Below are 16,825 nucleotides of genomic sequence, written 5' to 3' on the forward strand. Positions count from 1 at the left end.
CCCAGACCGACCGCCGCGCTCAAGAGAAAAAATGCAATCGCGCAAAAGTTTTTTCGGCGGGCTGGAAGGGGAAGGCATCGTGAGCCGGCACTCCCCCGCCCCCTACTCCGCCGGCTTGATCGCGTAGAACCGATACACCCGCACGCCGGCCTCGATGGCGGCGACGCGGCGGGCCCAGAGTTCGACCTCCTCCATCACCGCCAGCTTGGTGGGAGTGTCGAGCTGGAACCGCTCCAGATGCTCGACCAGCCCCTGGATGGCGGTCAGGATCAGGCTGCGGTGGGTGTCGGTGATGTCCTCGGCGATGCGGAGGTCGAGGTTGCGCTGGGCGAAGGCGTTGGCCATGCGGTCCTTGGGCCACAGGTTCGGCGTCAGCGGTTCCTTGTCGCACCAGGTCTGGACCGCCTTGGCGCCCATCACCTCCTGCTCGGCGATATAGTCGGTGATCAGCAGGTGGCCGCGCGGCTTCAGCGCCAGTTCCATCCCGTCGAACATCTGCTCCTTGTCGCGGACGAAGAACAGGCCTTCCTTGTAGACGATGGCGTCGACGCGCTTGGGATAGCCGAAATGCTCGGGATTGAAGGTCTCGATCGGCGCCTTCTTCTCCAGCCCCAGCTTGAAGGAACGGACCATCCCTTCCTTCGCCAGCAGGTCCGACGCCTCCAGCCCGGTGACCCAGCAGCCGTATTTGCCGGCCATGGTGCGGCTGGTGCCGCCCAGCCCCGCGGCGAGATCGAGCACGCTCATCGCCGGGTTCAGGCCCAGCGGCTTGACCAGATAGGGGATGTGATCGGCGCCGCCGGGCGTGTTGAAGCCCTCGCCCCACATCTTCTCCGCCACTTCTATGCGGGTGGCGGTCCACAGCGGCTTGCCCCAGCGGTTCATGCCGGGACCGGGGCCGGGATTCGACGGCTGCGGCTCCGCCGAAGCCGGCTGCGAGTCCTCGCCCTTCCGGGTCTTCAGCCCGGACAGGTCATAGCCTTCCCACCAGGCGTAAAGCCGCGTCTTCAGGCTCGGTCCGTGCCCGGACGATCCGTCCTTGTCCGTCATCGCCGTCGTCCACCCCATCGGCCGATCGACGCCTCCGGCGCCGTCGGCATCCCCCCATTCGGCACCGCGCGGCGCTTCATCCCTGCGGTTGTCCGGTGACGCTCAAAAACACCATTCGCAAGAATTCTTCCAGCGTCAGGTTAGACCGACGCTAATTGCATGCAAGTGGAAAAATTTCCCTGCCGTAACGCCGCCCTCGGGGCGTGGCGTCAGCGCGCCGCCTTGGCCGATGCCGGGGTCGATTCCGGCAGCGAGGCCACGCGCGTTCCGGCCGCGTTCAGCACCGGGGCACAGGCGGCGGGCATCTTGCGGACCACCCGAGGTTCCGGCTTGTAACCCGGCGGACGCTCGATGGCGGGAGAGGCGCTGTTCAGCCAGGACATCAACTCGTCGTCGCAGCCGTCACCCTCGGGCTGGGCCGTCTGCCGCTCGCACAGCGGGCTGCCGGACGGGCAGCTCAGGCGAATGTGCATGTGGCCGTCATGGCCGTGCCAGGGCCGCAGCTTGTTCAGGAAGCTCCGGTCGGCCCAACTGCGCTGGCACATGGCGAGCTTGATCGCCGGGTTGACGAAGATGCGGGCAACCCGCGGGTCGCTGGCGGCGATCTGGACCATCTTCGCCTGCCGTTCGGACCAATCCGCGGTCACGCGCATCCGGTCGTAATCGACATACTTGATCTCCTGCAGCCGCTCGCGCCCGGCCCGCCCCATCGGCGGCAGGTCCAACCGCAGCCAGACATCGGCGTCCAGCCCGATCTGGTGGCTGGCATGGCCCGACGGCATCGGACCGCCGCGCGCCTGCCCCATGTCGCCGATCAGCGCGGTGCCCAACCCCGCGAGCGCCACCCGCTGACCGAAATCACGGAGCATGGCGACCAGCACCGGATGGCCGTAGTTGCGCTGGCGCGACAGGCGGATGACCTGATAGCCGACTCCTTCCGGCGGCAGGGCGCGGGCGCCGGCGACACATCCCGCGGCATAGCCGCCGATGGACTGCGCCGCCCCCAGCGACGGGCCGGACACCGCCCCCCAGGCGACGCTGGTGGCATAGGCCGGGACTGGCGCCGGCTTCTTCTTGCGCTGCTCCGCGTCGGCCGCACCAGACGCCGCCAGCAGGGCGACTGCCATCCCGACGCATGCGACAACCCTGAAGGCACGCCCCCCGAAAGCGTGAAATGCCATATCCGTTCCCCGCATAACCGCCAGCACCGCCGCCAGCACCGACACTGTTACGGCTATAGCGGAGTCGTGGTTAAGGAATGATGGAAGGTGCATTCGGGTCGCACAACCGAACGGTCAGGCGCCGTTCCGGTCCATCCGGGGTGCGCCCCCAGGGCGAATTTGCATTCGCTTTGGATTCCTATGACCCCATTCGCCGGTTGGGCTTCGCCGCACGAGCGGCCGGGACCGCCGTCGCGGACCAAAGCGGATTGCAATCCGCTTTATGGCGAAGCCGTGGCTTGCCGCGCTCGGTCCAGAGGCCGGCGGTGGCTTTCAGCAGGATGCCGCGGAAGGGAAAGCGTTTCCCCCTACGCCACCCCGTCCGCCCGGTCGAACTGCAGCGCCGCCAGCCTTGCGTAGAGCCCGCCCTGCGCCACCAGTTCGGCATGGGTGCCGGTCTCCACCACGCGGCCCTGGTCCATCACCACGATGCGGTCGGCGTTCAGCACGGTCGCCAGCCGGTGGGCGACGATCAGGGTCGTGCGGCCGTACATCAGGCGGTCGAGCGCGTCCTGCACCATCCGCTCGCTCTCGGCGTCGAGCGCGCTGGTCGCCTCGTCCAGCAGCAGGACCGGCGGGTCGCGCAGGATGGCGCGGGCGATGGCGAGGCGCTGGCGCTGGCCGCCCGACAGCCGCACGCCCTTCTCGCCCAGGAAGGTGCCGAGCCCCTCCGGCAGCGCGTCGAGGAAGTCCAGCGCATGGGCGGCATCGGCGGCGGCGCGCACCTCGGCATCCGAGGCGTCGGGGCGGCCGTAGCGGATGTTCTCCCAGGCGTTGGCGGAGAAGACCACCGGATCCTGCGCGACGAGGCCCAGCCGGCGCCGCACGGCCGACGGATCGGCGTCGCGGAGGTCGACCCCGTCGAGCCGCACCGATCCGGCCTGCGGGTCGTAATAGCGCAGCAGAAGCTGGAACACCGTCGACTTCCCGGCCCCCGACGGCCCGACCAGCGCCACCCGCTCGCCCGGCTTCACCTCGAGCGAGAAGTCCTGCAACGCCGCCCAGTCCGGGCGCGAGGGGTAGTGGAAGCGGACCGCGTCGAAGGACAGCGCCCCCGCCGCCGGGCTGGGCAGCGGCTTGGGCGCGGCCGGCGCGCGGATTTCCGACTCGATGGCGAGCAGGCCGAACAGCCGCTCGGTCGCGCCGGCGGCGCGCTGCAGGTCGCCGATCACCTCGCTGATGGCGCCGACCGACCCGGCGACGACCACGGAATAGATGACGAAGGCCGACAATTCGCCCGGCGTCAGCCGGCCGGCCACCACGTCATGGCCGCCGATCCACAGGATGATGCCGACGGCGCCGAACACCAGCACGATGACGATCACCGTCATCAGCGCCCGCACCCGCACGCGGCGGATGGCGACGTCGAACGCCTCCTCCACCCGCTTGCCGAACAGGGCGCGGTCGATGGCTTCGTGGGTATAGGCCTGGACCGTGCGGATGGCGGCCAGCGTCTCCTCCACGAAGGAACCGACGTCGGCGATGCGGTCCTGGCTGTCGCGCGACAGCTTGCGCACCCGGCGGCCGAAGAACACGATGGGCGCCACCACCAGCGGAACCACCAGCGCCACCAGCCCGGTCAGCTTGGGCGAGGTGATCAGCAGCATGCCGGTGCCGCCCAGGAACAGCAGCGCGTTGCGCAGCGCGATGGAGGCCGACGAACCGACCACCACCTGCAGAAGCGTGGTGTCGGTGGTCAGGCGCGACAGGATCTCGCCGGTCTTGGTCGTCTCGAAGAAACCCGGCGACAGGGTCAGCACATGGTCGTAGACGGCGCGCCGGATGTCGGCCACCACCCGCTCGCCGATCCAGCTGACCAGATAGAAGCGGCCATAGGTGGAGGCCGCCATCAGCGCGATCACCCCCAGCAGCACCAGCAGCGCCCGGTCGAGCAGCGAGGTGTCGCCGCCGGCGAAGCCCTGGTCGATCAGCACCCGCATCCCCTGCCCCAGCCCCAGCACGGTGCCGGCCGCCACGGTCAGCGCCATCATGGCGCCCAGGATTCGCCATTTGTAGGGAAGCAGGAACGGCACCAGCCGGCGCAAAGGCCCAAGGTCGCGGCGGCGGGCATCCGCCTCGCCGCGGGCGGAGGCGGCGATCAGGTCGGGGGAGGGTTGGCGAGCCACGCTGTTCCGGCTTGTCTGTTGGGGGTATCGCTGCGGATCGCTGCCATATAGCGTGGTTGAAAGGTGCCAACAAGGCGACCGAGGGGTGAAACCGCCCGGAAACCGCCCGCCGGTACCGGTATGGACGCCTCGAATGAGGGGCGATTCCAGGGTTGCGCCAGGGAAGGTGTTTTGGTATAGACGCCGCTCGCTTTGCAGGAACCCCGGCCATGAAGACTGACATCCATCCCGACTATCACGAGATCACCGTGGTCATGACCGACGGCAGCTCGTTCACGACCCGCTCCACCATGGGCAAGCCGGGCGACACGCTGCGCCTCGACATCGACCCGAAGTCGCACCCGGCCTGGACCGGCGTGCAGAAGCTGCTGGACACCGGCGGGCAGATCGCCAAGTTCAACAAGCGCTTCGCGAACTTCGGCCTCAAGAAGTAAGCGGTTCTCGCGCTTCCATCCTGCCGATGCGAAAAGGGCGTCCGACCGGTTCGGACGCCCTTTTCGTATGTGCAATCTTGGTATGTGCGTATCGCGGCGGCCGGCTTCCTACCCCACCGCCGCCGCGGCCTCGCGCTCCACGTCGGCGCGCACCATGGCGTCGAGCCGGTGGACGCGCATGTACAGGCTGTGGCTGCGCTCCAGCAGGCTGCGCAGGCCGGCCGGCAGATCCTCGTTGTCGGGACCGCTGGGATCGGAACAGATTTCGCCGCCGGACAGCGCGAAATCCTCGCCCGCCGCCTGCTCCTTCGACATCTCGCCGGCATGGACCGCCTTCTGCGCCAGCAGCCACGCCATCACCTGGGTCAGGCGGCTGGTCACCCGCATGGATTCGTAGGAAATCTGCAAACGGACCTGCGGCGGCAGCTTCCGATGTTCGGAAGCGTCATGATAGGCGATGTAATTCCGCGCCTCGATCAAGAGGGCCATGGTCTCGTCATAGGGACCGTTGAAGAAGAAGGTGTGCGTCATGGTCGTCGGCCCTCTCCCGCGGACTTACGGCCCTAGCGTGAGCCTTGCCGCAACTGATTAACAATTGGTGTCCGGGCGGTACCCGGCAACCCCAGGCGGGGTTCGCCGGACTTTGTGCGGCCACCCTCTTGAACGGGGGTGAGCGTCGATTATCTCTCGCTCGTCCGGCGGATGCCCATCAGGGGTCCGCCACCAACCCCACCCTTAGAGGACCGACCAAGCCGTGGTCCTCGACGGCCGTATCGCTCTTTCGGAGGATATGTCATGCGCAACTACGACCTTTCGCCGCTGTTCCGTTCCACCGTCGGTTTCGACCGCCTGTCGCGTCTGCTGGAGACCGCGACCACCGGTGACGATGCTGCGTCCTACCCGCCCTACAACATCGAAAAGATGAACGAGGATTCGTATCGGATCACCATGGCCGTCGCCGGCTTCGGTCTGGACGACCTCAACATCACCGCTCACCAGAATTCGTTGACCGTCACGGGTAAAGCTAAGAAGGACGAGCCGACCGGCCAATTCCTCTACCGGGGTATCGCCGGCCGCGCGTTCGAGCGCCGCTTTCAGTTGGCCGACTTCATCAAAGTGACCGGCGCGTCTCTTCAGAATGGCCTTCTGCACATCGAGCTGGCACGCGAGGTACCCGAAGCGATGAAGCCGCGGAGCATTCCGATCGTCACCGCCGCCGGCAGCGACACGGTGCAGGTCGAAGGGTCCGGTCCGGCTCCCGCTCTGACCCAGCGGGCCGCCTGACGCCCTGATGCGCTCCGTCCGCGCATGACGCGGACATGAGAACGGCGCCCCGGACCGAACTCCGGGGCGCCGTTTCCTTCGCCGGTCCGCCGCTATGCGCGGCGGCTATCGGGCCAGCTTCGCCGTGTCCAGCACGATCATCGCCACGCCGATCTTCTGCTTTCCGGCCGGGTCCAGCACCGGAACGCTGGCTTCGGTCAGCATGGCGCCGGTCTTGTCATCCTTCTCCGGGTCGGTCATGTAAAGATCGGCATTGCCGGTGAAGACCTTCTGCCATTTCGGCTCGTCGCCTTGCCAGAAGTCGGAGGTTCCCGCGGTCTGGCCGACATTCAGCCCGTGGTCGTCCATCAGCAGGATCTCGACGATCTTGCCGCCGCTGCCGGCGACGACCTGCTTCAGCTGCTTGGACACCGCGTTCGACGACACCTCGTCGAAGGCCGGATTGACGCCGCCCGCCTTGGCCGCCGCCTTCCACCGGTTGTCCATCTCGTCGATCTTCGACTGGGCGATGCCGGCATTCCTGGCGTTCTGCGATTTCACCGCCGCGACCACCGCCGGGTCGGCCAGCCAGGTCTGGGCCTGCGGACTGACCGCCATGCGCACCGCCCCCTCCAGCGCCGGGTCGGCGGCGGATGCCATGGAAAGCGTTCCGGCACACAGAAGGGAAATCGCGCAGCCGGCAACCCAGTAGCGAGTATGCGTCATGTGATGTCCTCCCAGTCGTTTGGCCCCGTCTTGGGCGTTGCGATGGTCGGACTCCCGATGCCGGCGCCACAGCACCGGGCCTTGTTTTTCCGTAACACGGAAGATCCGTGATGCGAACCAAATGTCGATTATCGGGCCGGCCATGGGCAGGAACCGGCAGGGCATCATTGCCGCGGAAAGCTGTCCGGCGGCGCCAGAACCCACTCGGCATAGCCGGCGCGCAGCAACTCGAAGGCGGCGACCAGCCCGGCGGCCCCGGCATAGGCGGTGACCAGCGCCTGCTCCGGCGACACCTGCGCCCCGAAGACGATCAGCAGAGCCCCCAGGAACGGGCCGCCCAACAGGAATGCCGCCAACCACAGCGGTTCGGCCGACAGCCAGGCGCTGAGCACCGCACGCGTCCGCAGCGACAGGCGCAGCAGCCCCCCCGCCTTGGCGTCGAGCGCCTCGAGGCTGCCGGCCCTCAGTTCGGCCAGCCGCCGGCCGTCGGCATCGATGAAAACGACCTCCACCCTCATGCCATGGCGCCGAACCGAGGCACGCACCGAGTCGCCGAGCCGCGTCTCCAGCAGGATCCTGTTGCCGCCCAACGCGGGCAGCGCGTCGCGCACCTCCTCCGGCGGCTCGCCCCACTCGCGCAAGGCCTCCAGGATGACGCGGGGGTCGTCGCAGGGGATCGCATCCATATGAATCACCCGCCCCCGCGGAGCCTTCACCGTCAGAATCAGCACCTGCTCCACCGGATCATGCGCGCCTTCGACCCGTAAGCCGCCCTCGGCCACATAGGAGAAGCGCAGACACCCGTCATGGCGGCTGAGCGTGTTCATGGCGGCGGCACCCTTCCGGTCGCTGGCGTTGACATGACCAACAATCCAGCCTGGGGAAAGGCCACAGCGATCGCGCGGCGAAAAAGGGGAAACTCGACCGGAAGAGGCGGAAATGCGGACAAGAAAAAAGCGCCTAGCCTATCCGGCCGGCGCTTCCCGCTTTCTTCCCTCTCTCAGAAGAGAGAGAATGGCGGATGGGGGGAGATTCGAACTCCCGATACCCGTGAAGGTATGCCGCATTTCGAGTGCGGTGCATTCAACCGCTCTGCCACCCATCCGCTGCCCCGTTTGGCGGGGTGGGCGGAACCTATATAAACGCCTGCGGCCGCGCAAGCCTTTTTTGCAGAAAAATGCGACGCTATTGGGCCGCATCCCTGTTGACTCCGGGCCACTCCTGAGTATAGATCGTCGCTCCCATGAACGGGCTTGCGCATCGAACGGTGGGCGAGAAGCCCGCCGTTTGTTTTGACATAGGCAGTGACGACAATGTTTGCAGTGATCCGCACCGGCGGCAAGCAGTACAAGGTCGCCAATGGCGACGTGATCCGTGTTGAGAAGCTCGAGGCCGATGCTGGCGCCTCCATCACGCTCGATGACGTGCTGATGGTCGGCGACGCAGGCAACACCACCATCGGCACCCCGACCGTGGCCGGCGCCTCGGTCGTCGCCGAGGTCGTCGCCCAGGATCGCGGCCCGAAGATCATCGTCTTCAAGAAGAAGCGCCGCCAGAACTACCGCCGCAAGAACGGCCACCGCCAGGACCTGACCGTCCTGCGCATCACCGGCATCAACGGCGCGGCCTGATCCGGGTCCACCGGTCGGGCTTCCAGGCGCATCTTCAGTTTAGGAGCAACACCCCATGGCACACAAAAAGGCAGGCGGCTCGTCCCGCAACGGCCGTGACTCCGCCGGTCGCCGTCTCGGCGTGAAGCGTTTCGGTGGCGAGAACGTCATCTCCGGCAACATCATCGTCCGTCAGCGTGGCACGAAGTTCCACCCGGGCGAGAATGTCGGCATCGGCCGCGACCACACCCTGTTCGCGATGGCCGATGGCCAGGTTTACTTCAAGCACAGCTCGAACGGCCGCACTTTCGTGAACGTCGTTCCGGCCAACGACCAGGTTCCGGCCGTCGCTGCCGAGTAACCATTAAGGTCGTTGCGCGGCCTGTGTCTCAGGCCTGCACGCTTGTGGGATAAGATCGGGGGACCGGGCGACCGGCTCCCCGATTTTCGTTTTCAGTCCGGTACCGTCCCGCTGCCGGTTTCCCTTCCGTTTACGGGCAAGGTTCCCCGATGAAGTTTCTCGATCAAGCCAAAGTCTTCCTCAAGAGCGGTGACGGCGGTCCCGGCGCCGTGGCGTTCCGGCGCGAGAAGTTCATCGAGTTCGGCGGTCCCGACGGCGGCGACGGCGGACGGGGCGGGGACGTGATCATCGAGGCGGCGGACGGCCTGAACACGCTGATCGACTACCGCTACAAGCAGCATTTCAAGGCGCAGCGCGGCCATCACGGCATGGGCAGCAACCGCAACGGCGCGCGCGGCGAGGATGTCGTCCTGCGCGTGCCGGTCGGCACCCAGATCCTGGACGAGAACCAGGAAACCGTGCTGTGCGACCTGACCGAGGCCGGGCAGCGCCGCGTCTTCCTGCGCGGCGGCGACGGCGGGCACGGCAACGCGCATTTCAAGACGCCGACCAACCGGGCGCCGCGCAAGTTCCACCCCGGCTGGCCGGGGCAGGAGCAGTGGGTCTGGCTGCGGCTGAAGCTGATCGCCGATGCCGGGCTGCTCGGATTGCCCAATGCCGGCAAGTCGACCTTCCTGGCGGCGACCACCGCGGCCAAGCCGAAGATCGCCGATTACCCCTTCACCACGCTGGCCCCCAACCTGGGCGTCGTCCGCGCCGGTGATGAAGAGTTCGTCATCGCCGACATTCCCGGCCTGATCGAGGGCGCGCATGAGGGCCATGGGCTGGGCGACCGCTTCCTCGGCCATGTCGAACGCTCGCGCATCCTGCTGCACCTGATCGACGGCACGGCCGACGACGTGGTCGCCTCCTACCGCACGATCCGGAACGAGCTGGAGGCCTATGGCGGCAACCTCGCCGACAAGCCGGAGGTGATCGGGCTGAACAAGTCCGACGCCCTGCTGGACGAGGAGATCGAGGAGAAGAAGAAGGCGCTGGAGGAAGCCTCGGGCGCCGAGGTGATGGTGCTGTCCGGCGTCACCGGCGACGGCGTGAAGCAGGTGCTGTACCGGCTGCTGACGGTCATCAAGGAATCGAAGGCGGAAGAACCCGAGGTCATCCACGCCCCGGCGACCCGCTCCATCCCCCGCCCGCCGGTCGGCCAGAAGCTGCCGGACGACGGCGAGATGCAGTGGGACGATGAAACCGGCGAATGGGTCGGCGGCGAGGACGAAGACTTCGAAGAGGAAGACCTTGAAGAAGGCGGCCTTGAGGAAGGCGATCTCGAAGAAGGCGAAGAGCTGGACGGCGACTCGGACGAAGTCCTTGACGGAGAGGAGCCGGAGGGCGAAGAGGACGGCTCGGACGACGATACGGACGGAACCTCCCGCCATGGCGCTTGACGCCCCAACCCTTCTCGAATCCCGCCGGCTGGTCGTAAAGATCGGCTCGGCCCTTCTGGTCGATGGGGAAACCCGGCAAATCCGCCGGGACTGGCTCGACGCGCTGGCCGACGACGTCGCCGCCTGCCGCAAGCGCGGGCAGGAAGTGGTGATCGTCACCTCCGGCGCCGTCGCCTGCGGGCGGGAGCATCTCGGCCTCGTCGGCCGGCCGCTGAAGCTGGAAGAGAAGCAGGCGGCCGCCGCCACCGGTCAGATCCGCCTCGCCCACGCCTATCAGGAAACGCTGGCCCGCCATGACGTCACCGTCGCCCAGGTCCTGGTGACGCTGGAGGACACGGAGGAGCGCCGGCGCCACCTGAACGCCCGCAACACCATCGACACGCTGCTGAGGCTGGGCGCCGTTCCCGTCATCAACGAGAACGACACGGTCGCCACCGCCGAAATCCGCTTCGGCGACAACGACCGGCTGGCCGCCCGCGTGGCGCAGATGGTCAGCGCCGACACGCTGGTTCTGCTGTCGGACATCGACGGCCTCTACACCGCCGATCCGCGCAAGGATCCGGACGCCCGCCACATCCCCACCGTGCGCGAACTGACGCCGGAGATCGAGGGCATGGCCGGCGAGCCGCCGCCCGGCTACAGCAGCGGCGGCATGGTGACCAAAATCGCAGCGGCGCGCGTCGCCCTGTCGGCCGGCTGCCGCATGGTCATCGCCAAGGGCAAGCGCATGAACCCGCTGGCGGCGCTGGAGCGGCGGCCGGAGGATGGCGGCGCGCTCTGCACCTGGTTCCTGCCCTCCGCCGAGCCGACCAGCGCCCGCAAGGCCTGGATCGCCGGCCATGTCAACGCGACCGGCGTGCTGGTGGTCGATGACGGCGCCATGCGCGCGCTGTCGCACGGCGCCAGCCTGCTGCCGGCCGGCGTCACCGCCGTGCAGGGCGAGTTCGACCGCGGCGACGTGGTGATCGTCCGAACCCAGGAAGGGCGCGAGGTCGCCCGCGGCCTCGTCGCCTACAGCGCCGACGACGCCCGCAAGATCCTGCGCCACAAGAGCACCGAGATCCCGGACATCCTGGGCTATCGGGGACGCGACGAGATGATCCACCGCGACGATCTGGTGGTGCGGTGACCGGAATGGTTCGTACCCCGGTTCGCGCCGTCCTGTGGGACATCGACGGCACGCTGATGGACAGCGAGCCGTGGCACCAGCAGATCACCGTCGAGGTCTGCCGCGGCTATGGCCATGAGTTGAGCGACGAGGATTGCCGGTCGATGCATGGCGTGGCGTTCCGCGAGATCTACGCCGCCCTGCACGCCCGCCGCCCCTTCCCCATCGACCTGCACGCCTGGGCCGACGAGATCAACGCCCAGTATGTCGCCAGCATCCATCGGGTCCGCCCGCGCGAGGGCGCCTTCGCCCTGGTGGAGGCCTTCGCCGCCCGCGGGCTGGCGCAGGCCTGTGTGTCGAACGGCGGTCGCATGATCGTCGACGCCAACATGCGCGCCATGTCGATCCCGCATTTCCGTTTCAGCATCGCCCGCGAGGACGTCGCCAACGGCAAGCCCCACCCGGAGCCCTACCTGCTGGCCGCGAAGATGCTGGGCCTCTCCCCGGAAGCCTGCGCGGTGATCGAGGACAGCCCCACCGGCGCCCGCAGCGCCAAGGCCGCCGGCATGCTGACCATCGCCTGGCCCCAGCACCCCGCCGTGGTGTTCGACACCGTCGACCATCTGGTGGAGGATCCGGCGGCGCTGGATTGGGATGCGCTTTGCGGGTGAGAGTGCGGGACGCTTGCCGCAATCCTGCAGCGGAACGGCGGCAGTTCCTTCTCCCGTGATCGGACCGGCCTTCGGCCGGCCGGGAGCGGGGGAGGGTCAGGGAGGGGGCAACCTCAGCGCCCTCTTCAATCCAATGTCCATTTTGCCATCTGCGGGAACGGCGCCAGCCCGTTGCAGCCCATATGGGCGAACATCCCCGCATAGCCGGTAAAACCGGCATGCGCCAGATTGATCAGGCCGAAATGGGTTCCCTGCTCGATCCAGGCCTGCATCGGGTGGGTGCCCTGATACTCTGTGCATTTGTAGGATCCGGGGAAGAACAGGCATTCCTGCGGCAGCCCCAGATGGTGGACGGCGGCATAGGACCAGGCCTGCGCCATGAACTCACCCTGCCGGGCGGCCATGGTCAGGACAGGATCGGGCGTTCCCTCCCGCGCGGTCTGTTCGGCGAGGAGGCCGTCGATGTCGGCCTGCAGGTCCCGGTTCATCAGCGGCCAATACCGGCGCGGCAGGACGATCATGTGTCCCGCCTCGTGCAACAGGTCGCCCGGCCCCAGCAGGGTTTGGGGATCGACATGGATCACGCCGGCATGGATGTTCACGCCGGGCAGAAAGCCGCCATGCGCGCCCTCGCCATACTCCACCTGCATGCCGATGCCGCGCAGGAACGCGACGATGGGCTCCAGCGCTTCCGGATGGTACATCCGCCCTCTCCGTTATCTTGAATTTCGGCGGAGATATTCCCGCAGCAGGAGCGGCGAAGCAAGGCGCACACGCGCAACCGCCCGATGCGCGTTGTCGCATCGGGCGGAGTGAGCGGGAACTCTATTTCTGGATGTTGACCACCGCCGACGCAGGGGCCAGCGCGATGCCGCGGTCGGCGAGCGCGGTCAGCCACAGATTGAGGCGCTCGATCGTCGTCGGATAGGGGGATGCGAAGCCGACGGCGGCACCGTTGGTCCTGGCAAGCTCCTCCAACTCGCGCAGCTGGTCGTCGATGGCGCCACGCGACAGGTCGCGGTCGATGATGCGGTCGCCCAAAGCCCGCGGCACGCCGGCCAGATTGGCGAGCGGTCCGGCGACGCTCTTCGGGTTGGAACGGGCATCGACCAGAAGCAGGCCGCGGGCTTTCAGCACGTCGATAATAGGCTGCATCGCCGCCGGGTTGGCGGTGAATTTGCTGCCGGTGGTGCTGGTGATGCCCACATAGCCCACCGCCTTGCCCAGCGACCATTCCAGCCGCTCCACATTGCGGTCGGGGCCGAGCATGGTCAGCAGCGCGTTCGGGCCGGGATCGTCGCGCGGATAGTTCAGCGGCTCCATCGGCACCGACAGCATCACCTCGTGCCCCTTGGTGCGGGCCCGCTCCACCCAGTCGTCCAGCCGCTCCGCATAGGGCAGGAAGGCCAGCGTGATGCCGGGCGGCAGCTTCGCCAGCGCATTGCCGGTGGTGACGCCGCTGAGCCCGAGGTCGGACATGACGATGGCGACGCGCGGGCGCTTGTCGGTGGCGGGGAACGGCCGGGCATAGACCTGCCAGGGCTGACGCCCGTCCTGGGCGATGCGCGGCAGCGGGCCGCTGCGGCTGTCCTCCACCAGCCCCGGCACCGGCGCCGGAACCAGCGTCACCGCCGCCGGGACGCCCGGCAGGGGCAGCGGCGCGGCGTCCGTCGGCAATGGCGCCGCCGGCGCGGCGACCCTCGGCTCCGGCTTCGGCGGCAGTGGGGCCACCGCCACCGTGGCCGAGGGGATGGACGCCTGCCACGCCTCCCGCGTCGCGCCGGCGTTCAGCGCGAGCCATCCGCCCAGCCCGGCATAGGCCACAGCCACCAGGGCCACGCCACCCAGAAGCGGCTTGGACAGCGGCTTGCGAGGACCCGCCCCGCCACGAATGCGGCGCAGCCAGCCGAGTCCGGGGCGCAGGCCCCGGACATCGAACCGCAGACGACCGAGCAGAGCGGGAGCCTTCACCGTCTTCAGCCCCGGTCAGCGCGTCGCGGCGCGCTGCTGGAACAGGGCGACGCCGCGCAGCAGATCCAGCGCGCGGGCGAGCTGGAAGTCGAAGGGCGGCTCGGCCCCCTCCGCCGCGGCACCGTCGGTCGGCACGGCACCCGGCACGGGAGCGGTGCCGGGAGCAGCCCCCGGAGCGGCCCCGGGAGCGGCCGGAGGCGCACCGGCGCCCGGCGCCGCCGGATTCGGAGCGGCCGGGGTTCCGGGCGCCGCCGGGTTGGTGGTGGCCGGGCTCGGCGCCTTGTTGGCGGCGTCGGGATTGAGCAGCGAGCCCTTCAGGTCGGCCTCGCGGCGGCGAACGACGTTCTTGTCCAGATCCTCCACCTTGGCGACATGCACCTCGATGTCCGGGGTGATGCCCAGCTGCTGGATCGACCGGCCCGACGGCGTGTAGTAGCGCGCCGTGGTCAGCCGCATGGCGCCATGGCCGGGCATCGGGATGATGGTCTGCACCGATCCCTTGCCGAAGGTCTGGGTGCCCATGATGATCGCGCGCTTGTGGTCCTGCAGCGCGCCGGCGACGATTTCCGAGGCCGAGGCCGAACCGCCGTTGATCAGCACCACGATGGGCAGGCCCTTGGTCAGGTCGCCCGCCTTGGCGTTGAAGCGGGTGCCTTCCTCCGCGCGCCGGCCGCGGGTCGACACGATCTCGCCCTTGTCCAGGAAGGTATCGGACACCGACACCGCCTGGTCGAGCAGGCCGCCCGGGTTGTTGCGCAGATCGAGCACGAAGCCCTTCAGCTTGTCGCCCAGCTGCTGCTGGATCGAGGCGATCGCCTTCTCCAGCCCGCTCTGCGTCTGCTCGTTGAAGCTGGTGATGCGGATGTAGCCGATGTCGCCCTCGGTGCGGTAGCGGACCGACTGCACCTTGATGACGGCGCGGGTCAACGACACGGTGAAGGGCTCTCCCGCCTCGCCGCGGCGGACGGTGACCTTCAGCTCGCTGCCCACGGGGCCGCGCATCTTCTCCACCGCCTCGTTCAGGCTGAGGCCCATCACCGCCTCGCCGTTCAGCTGGACGATCAGGTCGCCCGGCTGCAGGCCGGCGCGGAAGGCCGGGGTGTCGTCGATGGGCGACACGACCTTCACCAGGCCGTTCTCCATCGTCACCTCGATGCCCAGCCCGCCGAACTCGCCGCGGGTCTGGACCTGCATGTCCTGGAAGCTTTTCTTGTTCAGATAGCTGGAATGCGGGTCGAGCGAGGTCAGCATCCCGTTGATCGCCGCTTCGATCAGCTGTTCGTCGGTGACCGTTTCGACATACTCGGCGCGGACGCGCTCGAAGACATCACCGAACAGGTTCAGCTGCCGGTAGGTGTCCGACGAATTGCTGGACTGAGCGGTGACGGTGGCGACGCCGGCGCCCAGAAACACCAGAGCAGCCGCAGTGGCGGCTCGCTTGATCATCCTCATCTACCCTTGTCCTTTCCCCTCCGGGGCGCCGAACCCGCGTTGCGGGTTGATCGGCTGGCCGTTTCGTCGCAGCTCGAAATAGAGATCCGGATTGCCGTCCGGAGGCATGACCGCCAGCGGTTCCCCGCCGGCCACCTTACGCCCGACAGCCGTGTCGATCCGGCCCAAACCCGCAATCAAACTATGATATCCGTTGCCGTGTTCCACGATCAAGATGAGGCCATAGCCCTTGAACGGCCCGGCGAACACGATCGTGCCGCCGCGCGGCGCCACCACGGCGGCCCCGGCCCTGGTTTGAACCGTCACGCCACGGCTGGTGGCGCCATAGCGGTCGGCCTCGCCGAAGCGGGTGGTCAGCTTGCCGGCGGCGGGCAGAACCATCCCGGCGACCGCCGGACGGCCCTCCGGCGCCTTCGCGGCCAGTTCACGCTCGCGCGCCGCTTCCCGGGCGGCTTCGTCCCTGGCGCGCTTTTCCTCGGCGGCCTTCCGTTCGGCGATCTTCTGCTCGGTGGCCCGCAACTCCGCCAGCTTGCGCTCCGCCTCCTTGCGCTCGGCTTCCTTCTGGGCGGCAAGGCGCCGCTCGGCCTCCCGCTTCTCCGCTTCGCGCCGGGCGGCTTCCCTGCGCTCCGCCTCGCGCCGTTCGGCTTCGCGGCGGGCCGCGGCCTCGATGGCGGCGCGGCGTTCGGCCTCGATCCGCTCCATCAGCTGGCGCAGGTCGGTGGCCTGACCGGACAGCGCGGCCATGCGCTGGCCGACCTGGACGCGCTCCTCCTCGGTCTGGCGCGACAGCTCCTCGCGCCGGGCGATCAGCCGGTTCATCTCGCCCTGCTTCTCGGCCAGCGCCACCCGCGCCGCCAGCGCCTTGGAGCGCTGGTCGACCAGCCTGCCGCGGGTGTCGGCCAGCGCGGTCAACGCCTGGGCCAGCGCATCGGCCCGCGCCTTCAGCGCCGGCACCGCATCGCGCAGCAGCAGGGCCGAGCGCAGGGTATCGACCGGGCTTTCCGGCCGGGCCAGCGCCGCCTCCGGCGGAATGCGGGCCAACCGCTGCAGGGCGGCCAGCAGGGTGGCGATCTGCTGCCGCTCGGCGTCGAGTCCGGCCGACCGCTCGCGCTCCTCCACCTCCAGGGCGGTGAGCGACTCTTCCAGCTGGTCGAGCTCCTGTTCCTGCCCGCGCGCCTGATCGGCCAGCGCGATCAGCCGGCCGCGCAGGTCGTCGAGCTCGGATTGCAGCGCCTGGGACTGGCGCTCCAACTGCTGCTGGCGCTGCTTATCGGTCTGAAGCTGCTGCTCGACGCGCTTCAGCGTGTCCTTGGGGGCTTCGCTTTGGGCATTCGCCGGCTGGGCAAAAATCAGGCCGGCGATGACGACGAAGCCGGCCAGCAACCCCTCAC

General features: G+C 68.4%; 17 protein-coding genes and 1 tRNA gene. 7 read left to right on the plus strand and 11 right to left on the minus strand.

The genetic code is table 11. The features are described 5' to 3' along the window. Positions 1-102: 102 nt before the first annotated feature. From DM194_RS08840 to DM194_RS08855, 3 genes are all read right to left on the minus strand, one after another. The gene (locus DM194_RS08840; protein WP_246024156.1) at positions 103-1,050 is read right to left on the minus strand and encodes a methyltransferase domain-containing protein; all 948 of its coding nucleotides are present in this window, start codon (positions 1,048-1,050) and stop codon (positions 103-105) included. Between the two features lie 209 nt (positions 1,051-1,259). Further along, positions 1,260-2,177: a penicillin-insensitive murein endopeptidase gene (gene mepA, locus DM194_RS08845; protein WP_246024157.1), complete on the minus strand. Its 918-nt coding sequence runs from the start codon at positions 2,175-2,177 to the stop codon at positions 1,260-1,262. A gap of 401 nt (positions 2,178-2,578) precedes the next feature. After that, complete coding sequence (locus tag DM194_RS08855) at positions 2,579-4,396, minus strand: ABC transporter transmembrane domain-containing protein (protein WP_111066980.1); 1,818 nt, start codon at positions 4,394-4,396, stop codon at positions 2,579-2,581. A 209-nt stretch (positions 4,397-4,605) separates the two neighbouring features. On the opposite strand from DM194_RS08855, the gene rpmE reads away from it, so the two are divergent. Next, positions 4,606-4,830 (plus strand): 50S ribosomal protein L31, encoded by a 225-nt coding sequence (gene rpmE, locus DM194_RS08860; RefSeq protein WP_012974887.1) that lies wholly within the window; start codon positions 4,606-4,608, stop codon positions 4,828-4,830. Positions 4,831-4,938: 108 nt separating this feature from the next. Here rpmE and DM194_RS08865 read toward each other — a convergent pair whose 3' ends face one another. Further along, the gene (locus DM194_RS08865; protein ID WP_111066981.1) at positions 4,939-5,361 is read right to left on the minus strand and encodes a DUF1465 family protein; all 423 of its coding nucleotides are present in this window, start codon (positions 5,359-5,361) and stop codon (positions 4,939-4,941) included. Positions 5,362-5,625: 264 nt separating this feature from the next. On the opposite strand from DM194_RS08865, the gene DM194_RS08870 reads away from it, so the two are divergent. Then, positions 5,626-6,114 (plus strand): Hsp20 family protein, encoded by a 489-nt coding sequence (locus DM194_RS08870; protein WP_111066982.1) that lies wholly within the window; start codon positions 5,626-5,628, stop codon positions 6,112-6,114. Between the two features lie 105 nt (positions 6,115-6,219). On the opposite strand, the gene DM194_RS08875 is transcribed toward DM194_RS08870, so the two are convergent. From DM194_RS08875 to DM194_RS08885, 3 genes are all read right to left on the minus strand, one after another. Continuing rightward, positions 6,220-6,753, minus strand: coding sequence for a PDC sensor domain-containing protein (locus DM194_RS08875; protein WP_246024158.1), 534 nt, complete (start codon positions 6,751-6,753; stop codon positions 6,220-6,222). A 230-nt stretch (positions 6,754-6,983) separates the two neighbouring features. Beyond that, positions 6,984-7,646, minus strand: a complete 663-nt coding sequence (locus tag DM194_RS08880) for a hypothetical protein (protein WP_111066984.1) — start codon at positions 7,644-7,646, stop codon at positions 6,984-6,986. A gap of 188 nt (positions 7,647-7,834) precedes the next feature. Then, a tRNA-Ser gene (locus tag DM194_RS08885) sits at positions 7,835-7,924 on the minus strand. Positions 7,925-8,132: 208 nt separating this feature from the next. Here DM194_RS08885 and rplU point away from each other — a divergent pair. From rplU to DM194_RS08910, 5 genes are all read left to right on the plus strand, one after another. Next, positions 8,133-8,450, plus strand: a complete 318-nt coding sequence (gene rplU, locus DM194_RS08890) for a 50S ribosomal protein L21 (protein ID WP_012974890.1) — start codon at positions 8,133-8,135, stop codon at positions 8,448-8,450. A gap of 55 nt (positions 8,451-8,505) precedes the next feature. After that, positions 8,506-8,790, plus strand: a complete 285-nt coding sequence (gene rpmA, locus DM194_RS08895; RefSeq protein ID WP_111066985.1) for a 50S ribosomal protein L27 — start codon at positions 8,506-8,508, stop codon at positions 8,788-8,790. Between the two features lie 149 nt (positions 8,791-8,939). Then, positions 8,940-10,232: a GTPase ObgE gene (gene obgE / locus DM194_RS08900; protein ID WP_111066986.1), complete on the plus strand. Its 1,293-nt coding sequence runs from the start codon at positions 8,940-8,942 to the stop codon at positions 10,230-10,232. Then, entirely contained in the window at positions 10,222-11,361 is a 1,140-nt protein-coding gene (gene proB / locus DM194_RS08905; RefSeq protein WP_111066987.1) for a glutamate 5-kinase, read from the plus strand. The genes obgE and proB overlap by 11 nt, the downstream gene beginning before the upstream one ends. A gap of 5 nt (positions 11,362-11,366) precedes the next feature. Further along, positions 11,367-12,011 carry an HAD family hydrolase gene (locus tag DM194_RS08910; protein ID WP_246024159.1) on the plus strand — a complete coding sequence of 215 codons (645 nt, stop codon included), beginning with the start codon at positions 11,367-11,369 and terminating at the stop codon, positions 12,009-12,011. Positions 12,012-12,136: 125 nt separating this feature from the next. Here DM194_RS08910 and DM194_RS08915 read toward each other — a convergent pair whose 3' ends face one another. The 4 genes from DM194_RS08915 to DM194_RS08930 all read right to left on the minus strand — a co-directional run bounded on the left by DM194_RS08915 (position 12,137) and on the right by DM194_RS08930 (position 16,817). Then, complete coding sequence (locus tag DM194_RS08915) at positions 12,137-12,715, minus strand: hypothetical protein (protein ID WP_111066989.1); 579 nt, start codon at positions 12,713-12,715, stop codon at positions 12,137-12,139. A gap of 121 nt (positions 12,716-12,836) precedes the next feature. Continuing rightward, on the minus strand, positions 12,837-13,982 hold the full coding sequence (locus tag DM194_RS08920; RefSeq protein WP_111066990.1) for a divergent polysaccharide deacetylase family protein: 1,146 nt from the start codon (positions 13,980-13,982) through the stop codon (positions 12,837-12,839). 15 nt (positions 13,983-13,997) lie between these two features. After that, positions 13,998-15,434, minus strand: coding sequence for a S41 family peptidase (locus DM194_RS08925; protein ID WP_111066991.1), 1,437 nt, complete (start codon positions 15,432-15,434; stop codon positions 13,998-14,000). Further along, a complete protein-coding gene (locus DM194_RS08930) occupies positions 15,435-16,817 on the minus strand; it encodes a murein hydrolase activator EnvC family protein (protein WP_246024160.1) in 1,383 nt (460 codons plus the stop codon). Between the last annotated feature and the right edge of the window lie 8 nt (positions 16,818-16,825).

The organism is Azospirillum ramasamyi (assembly GCF_003233655.1).
Classification (GTDB): domain Bacteria; phylum Pseudomonadota; class Alphaproteobacteria; order Azospirillales; family Azospirillaceae; genus Azospirillum; species Azospirillum ramasamyi.

What these genes read in the sequence shown, in the direction of transcription:
- DM194_RS08880 (WP_111066984.1), bottom strand. Translation starts at nt 7,646, where the DNA reads ATGAACACGCTCAGCCGCCATGACGGGTGTCTGCGCTTCTCCTATGTG.
- DM194_RS08875 (WP_246024158.1), bottom strand. Translation starts at nt 6,753, where the DNA reads ATGGCATCCGCCGCCGACCCGGCGCTGGAGGGGGCGGTGCGCATGGCG.
- DM194_RS08870 (WP_111066982.1), top strand. Translation starts at nt 5,626, where the DNA reads ATGCGCAACTACGACCTTTCGCCGCTGTTCCGTTCCACCGTCGGTTTC.
- DM194_RS08840 (WP_246024156.1), bottom strand. Translation starts at nt 1,050, where the DNA reads ATGACGGACAAGGACGGATCGTCCGGGCACGGACCGAGCCTGAAGACG.
- DM194_RS08910 (WP_246024159.1), top strand. Translation starts at nt 11,367, where the DNA reads ATGGTTCGTACCCCGGTTCGCGCCGTCCTGTGGGACATCGACGGCACG.
- obgE (WP_111066986.1), top strand. Translation starts at nt 8,940, where the DNA reads ATGAAGTTTCTCGATCAAGCCAAAGTCTTCCTCAAGAGCGGTGACGGC.
- mepA (WP_246024157.1), bottom strand. Translation starts at nt 2,177, where the DNA reads ATGGCAGTCGCCCTGCTGGCGGCGTCTGGTGCGGCCGACGCGGAGCAG.
- proB (WP_111066987.1), top strand. Translation starts at nt 10,222, where the DNA reads ATGGCGCTTGACGCCCCAACCCTTCTCGAATCCCGCCGGCTGGTCGTA.
- DM194_RS08915 (WP_111066989.1), bottom strand. Translation starts at nt 12,715, where the DNA reads ATGTACCATCCGGAAGCGCTGGAGCCCATCGTCGCGTTCCTGCGCGGC.
- DM194_RS08925 (WP_111066991.1), bottom strand. Translation starts at nt 15,434, where the DNA reads ATGAGGATGATCAAGCGAGCCGCCACTGCGGCTGCTCTGGTGTTTCTG.
- rpmA (WP_111066985.1), top strand. Translation starts at nt 8,506, where the DNA reads ATGGCACACAAAAAGGCAGGCGGCTCGTCCCGCAACGGCCGTGACTCC.
- rpmE (WP_012974887.1), top strand. Translation starts at nt 4,606, where the DNA reads ATGAAGACTGACATCCATCCCGACTATCACGAGATCACCGTGGTCATG.
- DM194_RS08865 (WP_111066981.1), bottom strand. Translation starts at nt 5,361, where the DNA reads ATGACGCACACCTTCTTCTTCAACGGTCCCTATGACGAGACCATGGCC.
- rplU (WP_012974890.1), top strand. Translation starts at nt 8,133, where the DNA reads ATGTTTGCAGTGATCCGCACCGGCGGCAAGCAGTACAAGGTCGCCAAT.